This is a genomic window from Ornithinibacillus liuyingii, assembly GCF_055550225.1.
The window spans coordinates 53,070-67,438 of the sequence record NZ_JBPWOS010000012.1; the positions used below are offsets into that span (position 1 = coordinate 53,070).

Below are 14,369 nucleotides of genomic sequence, written 5' to 3' on the forward strand. Positions count from 1 at the left end.
ATGTGGAGGTTGGTCGCATCTATTTGTGGATGGGGAGCATATGATTGAGAAAGGGTCGTATCTACAAAAGGAACGGTCACATGTAAGTGAAGAAAGGTCGCATCTAGCTGTGAAAAGGGAGTATGAGATTGAGAAAGGGTCGTATCTACAAGAGGAATGGTCGCATGTAATCGAAGAAAGGGCACATCTACCAGTGAAAAGGGAGCATGAGATCGAGAAAATGGCGCATCTATAAATGAATTAGATAGATGCCCCGCAGAAATGTCGAACTTATTAACTGTATTTTTAGGATAACCCATATTTTTCACCTAAGAGGCTTCTTTTTTAAATGCCGTTTACTTTATTATAATAGTAGGGCTATTGCAAGGTAATCAATGGACTGATTGATATGAATTTGGTTGAAGAAATCTATTAGGAATGGAAAAATTAGATAACCATTCCTTCGTTTTATAACGTAAATGGGGTGGAAATGATGGATAATCAATTAAAAAAAGAGATTGAAGCAGTCGTGGGCAAATTGAATAGCATTACCCTTTTACCCAACCAAGGGTGTACGTCTAGTGTGCAGCAGATTACTACGGGACGTAATAAATTTCTATTGAAGACGTCTTATAAAGAGAAGTATAGAGAATGGTTAAAGAGCGAGGCGGAGGTTTTAAAAAAGCTAGCAAGCCATACGGAAATCCCAGTTCCTACATATTATGGGAATATAGAAGAAGCAGATAGAAGCCATTTGATCATGTCGTTTGAGGCTGGAATGACCTTAACTTCGGCATTGAAAATTGCCGATACTACAACAGAAAAGAAGGCATTAATGAAGGGTTTTGGAGAATTGCTACAGAAGCTTCATGAAACCAAACCAATAGATTTATTTAACCATCGGGGGGATTGGTTGGATAATCAGTTAGTAATGGCCGAGAGAAATTTGGAAATGGGGGAGGCAGATGGGAATGCAGCACTACTTAATAAGCTTAAATCTACCAAACCAATACCAGTAAACCAAACCATCATCCATGGAGATTGTACTGCAGACAATGTATTAATTGTAGATGGAAAAGTGCAGATGTTTATTGACGTGGCAGGGATGACGATAGGAGATCCCCGCTATGATGAGTCCTTAGCGATTAGTCGATTTATCGATAACGAAGTCCTTATAAAGTCCTTTTATGAAGGATACACACGGTATAACGTTTCGAAGGAAGAATATTCCTATTTTGATGAAGGGCTCTATGAGTTTTTTTAGCCGGGGTATTTTGAGATGGAATGGACAAACTAAGTAGAACTTATGATATATAAATTTATTCATAGATAGGTTATATGAGATGCCTGGCAATTCACTGAGGGGATCATTAATATACATGTATCGAAATAATTGAAATCTTGGAGAGGTTGATACCAAGCGTTTTTATAACTAGAAGGTTTCCCTATCCTTGCTATGCATCCAATCAGAACTATGTAGTTATCTTGTTACATATCATCTAATCACAACCTAATCTATTAATTAATTCTCTCTACTTATAATTCCTTCTCATACATGGTAAAATATCCGTAGAAAAGGAGGAGCTATAATGGCATTAACATTTTATTGGTATCCGAATTGTGGAACTTGTAAAAAAGCGAAGAAATGGTTTGATGAGCATAACGTAGTATATAACAGCATACATATTGTGGAAGAAACACCTTCTAAGGAAGAGATTATAGAGTTAATTGAAAATAGCGAACTTCCTGCGAAGAAGTTCTTTAATACAAGCGGGAAAAAGTATCGTGAATTAAATATAAAAGAAGAAATTCAAGATGCATCTACAGAAGATATGGCAGAGATTCTTGCTTCTGATGGTATGTTAATTAAGCGGCCTATTGTAACAGATGGTAACACTGTAACAGTTGGCTTTAAGGAAGAAGAGTTTCAAGCGAAATGGGCTAATCAATAATACTAGCATAAATCTATAATAGATTGTATAGTTAATGTACAACCAATTATTCGGAGGGATTTTACGTGAGCTTACCAAACGACTTATTATATTCAAAAGAACATGAATGGGTAAAAAAAGAAGGTAACACTGTTCGTGTAGGGATAACAGACTTCGCACAGGACGAATTAGGAGATATCGTATTTGTTGAGCTTCCAGAGGTTGGAGATGAGATACAAGTTGATGAGCCTTTTGGTAGCGTTGAGTCTGTAAAGACAGTGTCTGAATTATATGCGCCTATTAGTGGGAAAATTGTCGAAGTAAATACAGATTTAGAGGATAGCCCTGAGCTTGTAAACGAAGCTCCATATGAAGGTGCATGGATGATTGTCATCGAGCCTAGTGATGAATCTGAACTAGAAAATCTACTTTCGCCTGAGGCATATAAAGAACTAATCGAACAAGAATAATATGTTAAACATCTAAGAACTGACTTTTTTCCAAGCTTTACGGAAAAGAGTCAGTTTTCATTTCAAAAATATCCAGCTCTAGGCGTCAGTCCCTATTGAGAATATGTTCACCTGTTTGTGTTTGGACGCCTTACGCTCTAATCATATGAGGGGGATCTACCATGATTTCACATCAAACTGAACGTGTTATAATTGTTGAGGGTTTAACGGATAAAAGGCAACTTGAGAAAGTTATTAATGACCAGATTACAATTATTTGTACGAATGGAACGTTTGATATAGAACGTTTTGATGAAATGCTAGAAACCTATCAGTTGGATGAAAAGGATGTTTATATCTTTGTTGATGAAGACAAATCTGGGATGAAGCTTCGGAAACAACTTTCCCTTGAGTTACCACATGCAGAGCATATTTATGTTAGTAGTGAGTATCGAGAAGTAGCTGCTACCCCAGAACGAATTTTAGCAATGCTTCTACTTGGTAAGCAAATTGCTGTTAATCCCCATTATTTAGTCTAGCTTTCAAGTAGGTGATAAATTGAACGAGATTTCCAAAGAAGTTCTTGAACAACAAGAATATTTACTGTATATATATACCCCTTTTTGTGGTACTTGCCACATAGCCAGGACAATGTTAGATAAGATAGAAGCGGTGCATCAGGAGAACATATTTTATGAAATGAATGCCTCTTTGTATCCTGATTTCATGCAAGACAATAAAATCGAAAGTGTTCCTTGTCTTGTCATAAAAAAGGGTCATGATATTAAAGAAAAAATCTATGCATTTCAATCCACTGGGAATATATATCGTTACCTTTTAGAATATCAACCAGAATTATTTCGAGATAAAAAATAAATTGTATTGCATTTTTTTATTGACACGTCTATATACTGATGATATAGTAAATTCTGTTGAAAAATTGAATAATGTAAATCTCTTATCCAGAGCGGTGGAGGGAAAGGCCCTATGATACCGCGGCAACCTTCAAACTTTCGTGTTTGAAAAAGGTGCCAAGTCCTACAAAGCAATTGGCTTTGAAAGATGAGGGAACGTTAGGATTTAATAGTTACTATTACGTCTTTCTGTTCTCTTACAGAAAGGCGTTTTTTATTTGGGAAGGGCAAAATCAATTCTTACCATTACGTGATATAAATACGATTGTATTTATGCATTTCCGAAATTAGTACATCATAGAAAGAGGAGGGATATGGAATGATATCTATTAAAGATCTGACTAAAGTATTTCGCTTTGATCAGAAAGAAATCAAAGCAGTGGATCACTTAAGTTTAACCATTGAAGATGGTGATATATTTGGTGTGATTGGCTATAGTGGTGCGGGAAAAAGTACATTTATTCGTTTGCTAAATCGTCTCGAAGACCCTACTTCTGGTCAGGTAACCATTCAAGGCAAAAATATAACGGCAATGAAGAAGAATGAACTAAGAATTGCTAGACAGGATATTGGTATGATTTTTCAGCATTTTAATCTTCTATGGTCACGTACAGTTCGTGAAAATATTGCATTTCCATTAGAGATTGCTGGAGTTCCTGCAAAAGAGAGAGAAGATCGAGTAAAGGAACTAATTGAGCTTGTGGGACTTGCTGGAAGAGAGAATGCGTATCCTTCTCAATTAAGTGGTGGGCAGAAGCAGCGAGTTGGTATTGCAAGAGCACTTGCGAATAATCCTAAGGTGTTATTGTGTGATGAAGCAACCTCTGCATTAGATCCAGAAACAACAGATTCCATATTAGACCTTTTGGTAGATATTAATGGAAGATTAGGACTTACCATTATATTAATTACCCATGAAATGCATGTTATCAAGAAAATTTGTAACCGAGTTGCTGTGATGGAAAAAGGAAAGATTGTGGAGCAGGGTGATGTGTTAGATGTGTTCCTAAAACCGAAGCAGCCCGTTACTAAGAAATTTGTCGAACAAGTGATGGGTGACTCAGATGGTGATTTGAGTCAATTATTAGATGTTTATACAAGTGGAAGGGTTGTTCGTTTACATTTCGTCGGCGATTCTGCAAACCAAGCATTAATCAGTCAGTTATCTAAGGAATTTGAAATTGAAGTAAATATTCTTCAAGGAAAAATTACTCAAACTAAACTTGGTGCTTATGGGACCCTAGTAGTACAAATTAACGGAAGTGACCGTGAAATAAACAATACAATCCAATTTATTACGGAAAAAACCACTGTAGAAGTGGAGGTTTTAACCCATGCCTAATGAATTATTTCCTAATGTAGTAATAGAGAAATTACTAGTGGCAACCGGCGAAACGTTCTATATGACCCTTTTAGCCTTAGTAGGGACTGTTATTTTTGGAGTAATATTAGGACTTTTACTTTATTTAACCTCCAAAGGTGGACTATGGGAAAACAAAGCGTTGAATTTTATTGTAGCAACAATTGTTAACGTATTTCGAGCCATTCCTTTTATTATCTTAATATTGTTATTGATTCCATTTACTAATTTCTTGATTGGCACGATTAGGGGACCAAACGCGGCTCTTCCTGCGTTAATAGTGGGTGCAGCTCCGTTTTATGCAAGGTTAGTAGAAATTGGGTTACGTGAGGTAAATCGAGGCGTTATTGAAGCAGCACAGGCAATGGGAGCTAGAACAAAAACCATTATTTTTAAAGTGTTATTGCCAGAATCTATGCCTGCTCTTGTTTCTGGAATAACGGTTACTGCAATTGCCTTAATTGGGTATACAGCAGTAGCTGGTGTTATCGGTGCTGGGGGGCTAGGAGACTTTGCCTATTACCATGGTTTTGTTAGACGTGACTTTGATGTCGTGTTTGTATGCACCGTATTAATTGTTATTATTGTTTTCATATTCCAATTCATTGGTGACTTTATTACCAATAAATTGGATAAAAGATAAAATATATTAAATAAAAGGAGATTACCAAATGAAGAAATTATTAGTTCTACTATCTATTTTACTTATTAGTTTGTTAGCTGCTTGTGGAAGTGATGACCATGTTATCAAAATCGGTGCTACAAGTACTCCTCATGCAGAAGTATTAGAAAAAGCTAAACCGATACTAGAAGAAGAAGGAATTACTATTGAAATTGAAGAGTATTCGGATTACAACTTGTTAAACCTTGATCTAGATGAAGGAACTATTGATGCGAACTACTTCCAGCATATACCATTCTTTGAAAAGGACATCAACGATCCGAAAAAAGGCTATGACCTTGTTAATTTAGGTGGCGTTCATATTGAACCAATGGGAGTATATTCTAAGAATATTACAAGTGTAGATAATATTCCAGAAGGTACAGAGGTTATTATTAGTCGTAATGACCCTGACCATTATCGTATTCTGCAATTATTCGAAGCACAAGGGCTAATAAAAATTGCAGATGACGCAGACACAGCCTACCCGAGCCAAGAAGATATTGTAGAAAATCCATTAAACCTCCAGTTCTTATTTGGAGAAGTGAACGCAGAATTCTTAATTGAGGCTTATAATAATGAAGCAGATGCTCTTGTAGCAATTAATACAAACTATGCGATTGAGGCAGAACTTTCGCCTTTAGAGGATGCTTTATTTATTGAAGGAGAAGAATCAGACTACGTTAATATTATTGCTGCACGTGCAGAAGACAAAGATAATGAAGACTTAAAGAAAGTTGTAGAGGTCTTACAGTCAGAAGAAATTCAAAACTTCATTATCGATAATTATAATGGTGCTGTAGTACCTGTAGGTGGGAATAACTAATATGGAGAAAAGCCAGAAAATGGTTAACCATTTTCTGGCTTTTTTTGCATTTAAATTCCGTCTAGAGGTACAAAGTATTGAATCATTGATTGGATGACTGCTTCTTTTCCTTTTTATCTAAAATACTTCTCAATTCGTTAATCTCCTCTTCAGTCAAGGAATCCTCTTTAATAAATTGCACCAACATGGATTTTAGTGTGCCCCCATAGATTCTCTGGATAAATGATTGGGCTTCTGCTCTTTGGCATTCATCTTGAGAATAAAGGGGATAAAAAGTATATACTTTTTGGTCTTTATTTACACCGACAACCTTTTTATGGACAAGACGATCTAACAGTGTACGAATTGTTTTTGGCTTCCAATCGGTTCTATTCTGTAAAGCCAAAATAACATCATTTGCTGTTTGGGGACTATTTTTCCAAAGGGTATGCATTACTTCCCATTCGGCTTCAGAGATATTTGGTATGTTCTTCGGCATATATAATCTCCTCCTTATAAAGCTAAGTCAATATACTTATTTGTAAATGCCAAAATCATTCAAAATAGATAATGTGATAGCTGCTGCCGTACTTCCGAGAGTATTGTCATCACGTTGAATATTTGTTGCGAAAAAATAAGTGTTATTTTTTGTTTCCACAAATCCAATAAACCAACCATTAATATTTTTACCATTTACTTTCCCAGTACCTGTTTTTCCATAGAGGGAAACACCTTCTTTCTCCTCTAATTTTATTGCAGACTTAACGGTTTGGATGTTTTCCTCAATAAATCCATGGCGGTTGTTGTAAAAGGCATCTAATAATTTTACCTGTTCTACTGGAGATATTTTTAACGATGACTCTAACCAGAATGGTTCTGAACGGCTAGACAGATTTTGATTACCATAATCTATTTGTTCAATAAATGCTTGAATCACATCTTGTTGAACTTCTCTATCTATAGTTTGGAAGTACCAATTAACTGAGTTTGCCATTGCGGTTGACAAATCCTGATTCTGATTCCATGCGTTATAACTATATTTCGTACCATCCCATTTTATAAATGTATCATTTGGCGATATTACATTAGCCTCCAGACCTAATAAGGCACTATAAATCTTATAAGTAGAATTTGGAGAAATTCTCGTAGTACTTAGTTCTTTGTTATAAATTTTGAATTGCCTCGCTTGACTATCATATAATACAAAGCTTCCTCTATAACCTGTAAAATAGTTTTCTAAATCGATATACTCAGTTTGTTTGTTTTCAAAGTGGTATTGATTTTCGTCAATGGTCATGGCAGAAATAAATGGTACTTGACACAAGATTATTGCTCCGACCAATATAGATACGGCTATACTTTTCAATTGTAAAAGTTTGGGCTCACCATTGAAAGATGCAATTTTTTCAATACGTTTTTTTAGCTGTTTTTTAGATCCATTCAGTTCTGTTACAAATTGGACAGAATTACGCTTGGAGGATTGGTCCATAAAATGTAGAATGGTTTTTCCATAATCTGAGTAGCGGACATGACCTACTGATTTCAATACCGCTATATCACAAGCGATTTCCCTATCTAATCTCATCTGTTTAAATGCATACCAAACAAGCGGGTTAAACCAATAAAGAGTTTGGAAAAAAATCATGCAGTAATTGGAGAGAATATCTTTAGATTTATAATGGTTCAGCTCATGTAAAAAAATATAGTAAATATCTTCCCTAGAGAGATATTCATCAAAATGTGACGGTAACACGACATAGGTCTTGAATAATCCAAAGGTCATCGGAGATGTTATTAGTTGGGATTCTCCTACAATTAGTTGCCTCGAAATATTTAAAGTTTGCTTGGATTGCTCAAATATTTTCATATATTCCTTGTTGTTTAAAATAGAGACACTTCGTTTTATTTTCCTTAAATGAAACCATGCCATAGACACTAGTATAGTCGAAACAAGCGTGCCAGCTATCCATATACTCCCGATTATAATATTTAGAGTCTCTGGTGCTCTACGGTTGACAGAAATCGTAAAGTCCTGTATCCAATTTTCATTCTCTTGTAATCGCTCATCTTCGGAATGCATGGAAGTAGTATTTATATCTTCACGTTGATCCCAATCTAAGGTAATAAATTTCTCACCAAAATCAAGAAGGTGACTTGGGCTAAATGGTAGTAGCATCGCTAACAACATGAATAACCAAATATTGTATTGCCATTTTGCGGATAATTGATTTCGAAATACTTTTTTAATGGTCAATATTATAGCCACGGTAAAAGAAGAAACGATGAGGCATATGGTTAGTTGAGTAAGGAACAAAGCAATCGTCTCCATTTCTTGAGATTTCATTTGTAATACATAAATAGTAGCACTTCGCTCACGCATTAGCAATCACATAAATATTATGTTGTCATTAGACTTTGGTGGAGAAAGAAATTGACATTCACAGACTACACTTGTAGTATAATACTACGGATGTAATCTTGTGAAAATTATACGATAAAGGAGTTTGGTGACTTGAGGAAGTGCTGGATCGTTTTAATACTAATTGGATTAATTGTAACTAGTACAGGATGTTCTGAGGATAATTACCCTGAAGATGTCTTCGCTTCTTATCTCTCAAGTTGGGAAGAAATGGATTTTGAAGCTATGTATGGATATCTTTCCAAACAATCTATGGAAGCGATAGATAAACAGAAGTTTATAGAACGCTATGAAAATATCTATTCAGGGATGAATGTGAGTAGTCTACAGGTTGAAAGTTTGATTGAGAAGAAGGAAAAAGAGATGCCCGAGCAAGATTCTATTACTTTCGACTTTCGGGTATCCATGGAGACATTAGCAGGTCCAATTGAATTTACAAACAAAGCAACATTAGTGAACGAAGAAAATGATAGAGGAAAAGGCTGGTATATCGATTGGGAACCATCACTCATTTTTCCATCTATGGAGGAGGGAGAACAGGTTTCGGTACAAATGTTAAAAGCAGCACGAGGGGAGATTAGAGACAGACATGGAAGTGGTCTAGCTATCAACGCTAAAGCAAATGTTATTGGCATTGTACCTAGCAAACTTGGCGAGAATCCAGATGAATCTAAAAAAAGACTAGCTAATTTACTAGATGTTTCTGTTGAGGAGATTGATGGTGAACTAAATGCTTCCTGGGTGAAACCCGAATTATTTGTCCCTATTCGTACACTTCCAATAGGTGAACAAGACTTGCAGGAATATCTAGCAGTTCCAGGTGTGGCTATTCAAGAAAAAGTGGTACGAACCTATCCTTTTGGTGAAGCAGCCGCTCATTTAACCGGGTATGTACGTGAAATCAATGCAGAACAGCTTTCGGAACTTCAAGATGATGGCTATACTGCGGGGGATTTCTTAGGTCAGATAGGACTGGAATTTATTTTTGAAGAGGAGTTACGAGGGAATAATGGAGGACATATTTTTATTAAAAATGCTGATGGAAGCTTCAAGGAAACGGTAGCTAAATTAGAACCAGTACCTGGTAAGAACATCCAATTGACAATTGACGCGATTTTACAAGCGGAAATATACCAACAGCTTTCTGGAGATGCAGGTACTGCAGTAGCACTTAATCCTAATACTGGGTCTGTCTTATCATTAGTTAGCACGCCTTCATTTGATCCGAATGCATTTGTTCGAGGACTATCTAAAGAGCAATGGAAAGAATGGAGCGAGAACCCAGATAGCCCGTTTTTAAATCGTTTTACAAATCGATATACACCAGGATCAGTATTTAAAACCATAACTGCTGCAATAGGCTTAAAAACAGGAGTAACTAGCTATGATGGAGTTAGACGGATTGAAGGACTACACTGGGCAAAAGATGAGTCGTGGGGCGATTATTATGTAACACGTGTTCATGAAAAGTCATCAGTAGATTTAAAAGATGCCTTTGTATTCTCTGATAATATTTATTTTGCTCAAGAAGCTCTAGAGTTGGGAACAGATGCGTTTTTAAAAGAAGCAAATATGTTTGGATTTGAGGAGGAAATAGAGTTTTCTTTTCCTATTTCTCCTTCTACTCTCTCCAACGATGGAATTAAGAGCGAGATTCAATTGGCGGATACTGCATATGGTCAAGGAGAAGTGATGATGAGCCCAATCCATCTTGCAGCAATTTATACGGCATTTTCGAATAATGGCAATGTATTATATCCATTTATCATAGGAGAAGGGAAACGACAGGTGTGGAAGAAGAATTTGATTAAACCTGATATCGTTAAGAATTTAAATAAGTACTTGATTCAAGTAGTAGAAGATCCAGCTGGAACTGCGCATGGTGTATTCATTCCAGGTATGTCCATTGCTGGTAAAACAGGGACAGCTGAAATTAAATCTAGTAAGGATGATCAAAACGGAACAGAAAATGGATGGTTCATAGGATTTAATTCTGATAATCCTGAACTTCTTTTAACCATGATGATAGAGGATGTAAAACAAAGAGGCGGAAGTAGCTACACAATTTCTAAGGTAAGAGATATTTTTGAATTCTACCGGCAGTAAATAAGGAAAGTTGGGGGAAAATGGAAAAGAAAAAACAATCAAACTTTCTAACTCGACTTAATATCCTTTTTCTTATTATCTTTATCCTTTTTTCCGTATTAATTATCCAATTAGGTGTTATTCAAATTTTAAATGGAAAGGAATTTCGGGCTGATATAGAGCGAACCAATCTAGAAACGATAAAGGTACCAACTCCCAGAGGTAAAATTTATGATAGAAATTATCACGTAATCGCAGACAATCAACCGTCTAAGGCAATTACCTACACACCAGCTAAAGGCACCACAGCAGAACAACGGTTATTGGTCGCAAAAAATTTATCCGAATTAATAAATGTTGTTCCAAAAGGAGAGAATCCCGAAATGTATTTTGATAAAGAGTTAACAGAACGGGATTTAAAAGAGTATTGGTACCTTTTAAATAAAGAGAAAGCGACCAATCGCTTATCTGTAAAAAAGCGAGCTAATATGGACAACGGGGAACAGTATAATGCCACATTGGAATTGATTACGGAAGAAGATATTAGTAGTTTTACGATTAAAGACAAAGAAATTATTAGAATAAAAAAAGAGCTAGATAAAGCGATGGAATTGAATCGTCACATTATCAAAAGTGAAGGTGTAACAAAAGAAGAGTATGCAAAAGTAGCGGAAAATATGGCTATGGTTCCAGGTGTTAATGTTGAGTTAGATTGGAATCGAGCATACCCCTATGGTTCTACAATTAAAAGCTTACTAGGAACAGTTACATCCCATCGAGAAGGTATTCCAGCTGATAAAAAAGAATATTTTTTATCACTTGGGTATAGTTTTAATGATCGAGTTGGAAAGAGTGGATTAGAACAACAATATGAATCAATTCTTCGAGGAAGAAAACAACAAATTGGATATAAGACAAATAGACAAGGTGATATTATAGAGACAAAGGTTGTGGTTGAAGGGCAACGCGGAAAAGATTTAATCTTATCCATTGATATGGAATTACAGCAGACCGTGGATAGGATTATAATAGAAGAATTAAGAAAGATTATTAAGAAATACCCGCACGATAACCGGCATATGACAGAGGCATTAGCGGTGGTCATCGAACCTAAAACAGGAGAATTATTAGCTGTTTCTGGTCAGCACTATAATCGAGAAAAAGATACATTTGAGAATGTAGCATACAAAACTATCTATGAGCAGCATATTCCGGGCTCAGCGGTAAAGGGAGCAACCGTATTAGCAGGATTACAATCCGGTGTTGTTGTACAAGGTGAAACGTTTTATGATAAACCTATGAAAATTAAAGGGACCCCAGAAAAAAGCTCCTACACGAATAGCACTCTAGGCTGGCTAAATGAAATAGATGCGCTAAAGGAATCATCTAATATTTATATGTTTAATATTGCACTACGGATGGGTGGAGAATATAACTACCAATATAATATGCCGGTTACATTTAATATGGATGCGTTTCAAGAGATGCGTAATTATTTCTATCAATTTGGGTTAGGTGTTGAGACAGGAGTTGATTTCCCAAATGAGGCGACTGGTTATAAGGGGACAGATCCTGTAGCAGGAAATCTTATGGATTTCGCTATTGGACAATATGATACCTATACAACTATGCAGCTTGCCCAGTATGTCTCTACCATTGCAAACGATGGCTTACGAGTTAAGCCCCACTTCCTAAAAGAAGTTCGAAACCCGAATACTTCAGACGAAACCATCGGGTCAGTATATAAGAATATGAATACTGAAGCAATTAATCGGATTGAAATGGACCTCGTAAATATTAAACGTGTTCAAGAAGGATTTCGCCGAGTATTTCAAGAACCCCGTGGAACTGCTTTTGCTGAGTTTCATGATAAGAAGTACAATGCGGTAGGTAAGACAGGTACAGCAGAGAATGAGTTTGAAGGAGATTATACCGAAAACCTTACCCTAATTAGCTATGCACCAATGGAGAATCCAGAAGTAGCATTAGCTATTGTAGTACCACATGCAGGACAGGGAGAGCACGTTAATGCTATCATTGGTGAACGTATTTTGGATGCATATTTCGATATGAAATAGGATGTTAATGTATAAGGGAAGGTCGAGAACCTTGTTTTGATATTGACTCCTATAAATGATAAAAGGAAGACGAAGCAATCTAAAGAAATTGGTTAAATGTTTGTAGAAAATAATACTATATCGTTTTAATGAGGATAAATAGTATAATTCATCCATTTTCGAAATTCAACACGACTTGGTGTCATATATTTGGCGTGTTAAAATTAACATGTCAAATACAAAACAAAAGGGATGATTCACTATTTCTAGTGAGATAAAAATGAACTATACCTCTGAAATGGAAAAAGCATTGCAAGCATCACATCAAATGGGGTACGCTGAATACTGTCGAAACTTAGACAATCGAATGCAAGTTGAAAAGAAAAGACAAGAAGAATACAACCAATGCAAGCAGCTATTGGCGGAAATTGATAGTAATCTTTTTAAATAATGTGAATGATGCTGAGGATGTTCAAATGAATATCCTCAGTTTTTTGTCGGAATTGCTGTAACTTGGACTATATAGGAATCGAAGCTATATTTGTTTGTTCAACCGTTCTACCTTCTATGTGGAGATGTCGGATGGAGTGGTCAATAAGAGTGCTTTTAGGAGGCATCTCTTTTGCATAGTAACATCTTCCCTATGCATCTTCTGTAGGAAGGAGGATAGGTTTAGCTTAGGTCACTTCTTACTATTAGGAAAGTATTAGACGATTCGGACTGTTAAGGGGACTCGCAATACCTTATAAATCAATACAAAACATAGTGAAAAACAATTAAAATATCATTCGATTTATACAACCTAAAAAAGTTGATAATCAATTCGAAATGCTATAAGATTGTAATGAGAATAAATTGAGAATGGATATCATTATTTATCATATCCAAATAAGATAACAATATATGGAGGTATCGATATGGCAGGATCTACATTAGAAATTAAAAATCTTCATGTTTCAATTGAAGGTAAAGAGATATTAAAAGGCGTTGATTTAACAATTAAAGGCGGAGAATTCCATGCAATAATGGGACCGAACGGAACAGGTAAATCAACTCTTGCATCTGCAATTATGGGACATCCGAAGTATGAAATTACTGAAGGGTCAGTTCTATTAAATGGCGAAGACGTATTAGAAATGGAAGTAGATGAGCGTGCACGTGCAGGTCTATTTTTAGCAATGCAATATCCTAGTGAAATTAGTGGTGTAACGACTTCTGATTTCTTGCGTTCTGCAATTAATGCTCGTCGAGAAGAAGGCGATGAAATTCCTTTAATGAAATTCATTAAGGATCTAGATAAAGACCTTGATTTCCTAGAAATCGATCAAAGCATGGCAACAAGATACTTAAACGAAGGATTCTCTGGTGGAGAGAAGAAGCGTAATGAAATCCTTCAATTAATGCAAATCAAGCCTGACATTGCAATTCTTGATGAAATTGACTCTGGTCTGGATATTGATGCATTGAAAGTAGTTTCAAAGGGTATTAACAAAATGCGCGGCGAAAACTTCGGTTGCTTAATCATTACACACTACCAACGTCTATTAAATTATATTACTCCAGACTTTGTACACGTGATGATGCAAGGTCGCGTTGTGAAATCTGGTGGTCCTGAATTAGCTCAACGTCTAGAAGCAGAAGGATATGACTGGATTAAAGAAGAATTAGGTATCGAAGACGAAACAGTTGGACAAAACGCTTAATAGTTA

At 36.0% G+C, this 14,369-nt stretch carries 15 protein-coding genes and 1 riboswitch; of the genes, 13 read left to right on the forward strand and 2 right to left on the reverse strand.

Annotation, left to right across the window (positions count from 1 at the left end; genetic code table 11):
* The first annotated feature begins 40 nt into the window (after positions 1-40).
* The 9 genes from ACSKT4_RS15755 to ACSKT4_RS15795 all read left to right on the forward strand — a co-directional run bounded on the left by ACSKT4_RS15755 (position 41) and on the right by ACSKT4_RS15795 (position 6,120).
* Positions 41-235, forward strand: a complete 195-nt coding sequence (locus tag ACSKT4_RS15755) for a hypothetical protein (protein WP_465823667.1) — start codon at positions 41-43, stop codon at positions 233-235.
* Positions 236-472: 237 nt separating this feature from the next.
* Positions 473-1,243, forward strand: a complete 771-nt coding sequence (locus ACSKT4_RS15760; protein ID WP_465823668.1) for a phosphotransferase — start codon at positions 473-475, stop codon at positions 1,241-1,243.
* Positions 1,244-1,568: 325 nt separating this feature from the next.
* On the forward strand, positions 1,569-1,931 hold the full coding sequence (locus ACSKT4_RS15765) for an arsenate reductase family protein (protein WP_465823669.1): 363 nt from the start codon (positions 1,569-1,571) through the stop codon (positions 1,929-1,931).
* A 65-nt stretch (positions 1,932-1,996) separates the two neighbouring features.
* Complete coding sequence (gene gcvH / locus ACSKT4_RS15770) at positions 1,997-2,380, forward strand: glycine cleavage system protein GcvH (protein ID WP_465823670.1); 384 nt, start codon at positions 1,997-1,999, stop codon at positions 2,378-2,380.
* A 161-nt stretch (positions 2,381-2,541) separates the two neighbouring features.
* Entirely contained in the window at positions 2,542-2,898 is a 357-nt protein-coding gene (locus ACSKT4_RS15775) for a toprim domain-containing protein (protein ID WP_186870950.1), read from the forward strand.
* 19 nt (positions 2,899-2,917) lie between these two features.
* Entirely contained in the window at positions 2,918-3,235 is a 318-nt protein-coding gene (locus tag ACSKT4_RS15780) for a thioredoxin family protein (protein ID WP_186870949.1), read from the forward strand.
* A gap of 79 nt (positions 3,236-3,314) precedes the next feature.
* A riboswitch (SAM riboswitch) is annotated at positions 3,315-3,428 on the forward strand.
* 164 nt (positions 3,429-3,592) lie between these two features.
* Positions 3,593-4,615: a methionine ABC transporter ATP-binding protein gene (locus ACSKT4_RS15785; RefSeq protein ID WP_465823671.1), complete on the forward strand. Its 1,023-nt coding sequence runs from the start codon at positions 3,593-3,595 to the stop codon at positions 4,613-4,615.
* Positions 4,608-5,276 (forward strand): methionine ABC transporter permease, encoded by a 669-nt coding sequence (locus ACSKT4_RS15790; RefSeq protein WP_186870947.1) that lies wholly within the window; start codon positions 4,608-4,610, stop codon positions 5,274-5,276. The genes ACSKT4_RS15785 and ACSKT4_RS15790 overlap by 8 nt, the downstream gene beginning before the upstream one ends.
* Positions 5,277-5,304: 28 nt before the next feature.
* Complete coding sequence (locus ACSKT4_RS15795; RefSeq protein WP_211742655.1) at positions 5,305-6,120, forward strand: MetQ/NlpA family ABC transporter substrate-binding protein; 816 nt, start codon at positions 5,305-5,307, stop codon at positions 6,118-6,120.
* A gap of 82 nt (positions 6,121-6,202) precedes the next feature.
* Here ACSKT4_RS15795 and blaI read toward each other — a convergent pair whose 3' ends face one another.
* Entirely contained in the window at positions 6,203-6,598 is a 396-nt protein-coding gene (blaI, locus tag ACSKT4_RS15800; RefSeq protein WP_211742656.1) for a penicillinase repressor BlaI, read from the reverse strand.
* A gap of 36 nt (positions 6,599-6,634) precedes the next feature.
* The gene (locus tag ACSKT4_RS15805) at positions 6,635-8,479 is read right to left on the reverse strand and encodes a BlaR1 family beta-lactam sensor/signal transducer (RefSeq protein ID WP_366481260.1); all 1,845 of its coding nucleotides are present in this window, start codon (positions 8,477-8,479) and stop codon (positions 6,635-6,637) included.
* 132 nt (positions 8,480-8,611) lie between these two features.
* Between ACSKT4_RS15805 and ACSKT4_RS15810 the strand changes: the two genes are divergently transcribed.
* The 4 genes from ACSKT4_RS15810 (at position 8,612) to sufC (ending at position 14,363) form a co-directional block, all read left to right on the forward strand.
* Positions 8,612-10,624 (forward strand): penicillin-binding transpeptidase domain-containing protein, encoded by a 2,013-nt coding sequence (locus ACSKT4_RS15810; RefSeq protein WP_186870944.1) that lies wholly within the window; start codon positions 8,612-8,614, stop codon positions 10,622-10,624.
* Between the two features lie 20 nt (positions 10,625-10,644).
* Positions 10,645-12,681: a peptidoglycan D,D-transpeptidase FtsI family protein gene (locus ACSKT4_RS15815; RefSeq protein ID WP_186870943.1), complete on the forward strand. Its 2,037-nt coding sequence runs from the start codon at positions 10,645-10,647 to the stop codon at positions 12,679-12,681.
* 259 nt (positions 12,682-12,940) lie between these two features.
* Positions 12,941-13,111: a YuzK family famiily protein gene (locus tag ACSKT4_RS15820; protein WP_186870942.1), complete on the forward strand. Its 171-nt coding sequence runs from the start codon at positions 12,941-12,943 to the stop codon at positions 13,109-13,111.
* 466 nt (positions 13,112-13,577) lie between these two features.
* Positions 13,578-14,363 (forward strand): Fe-S cluster assembly ATPase SufC, encoded by a 786-nt coding sequence (gene sufC / locus ACSKT4_RS15825; protein WP_186870941.1) that lies wholly within the window; start codon positions 13,578-13,580, stop codon positions 14,361-14,363.
* Positions 14,364-14,369: the final 6 nt, after the last annotated feature.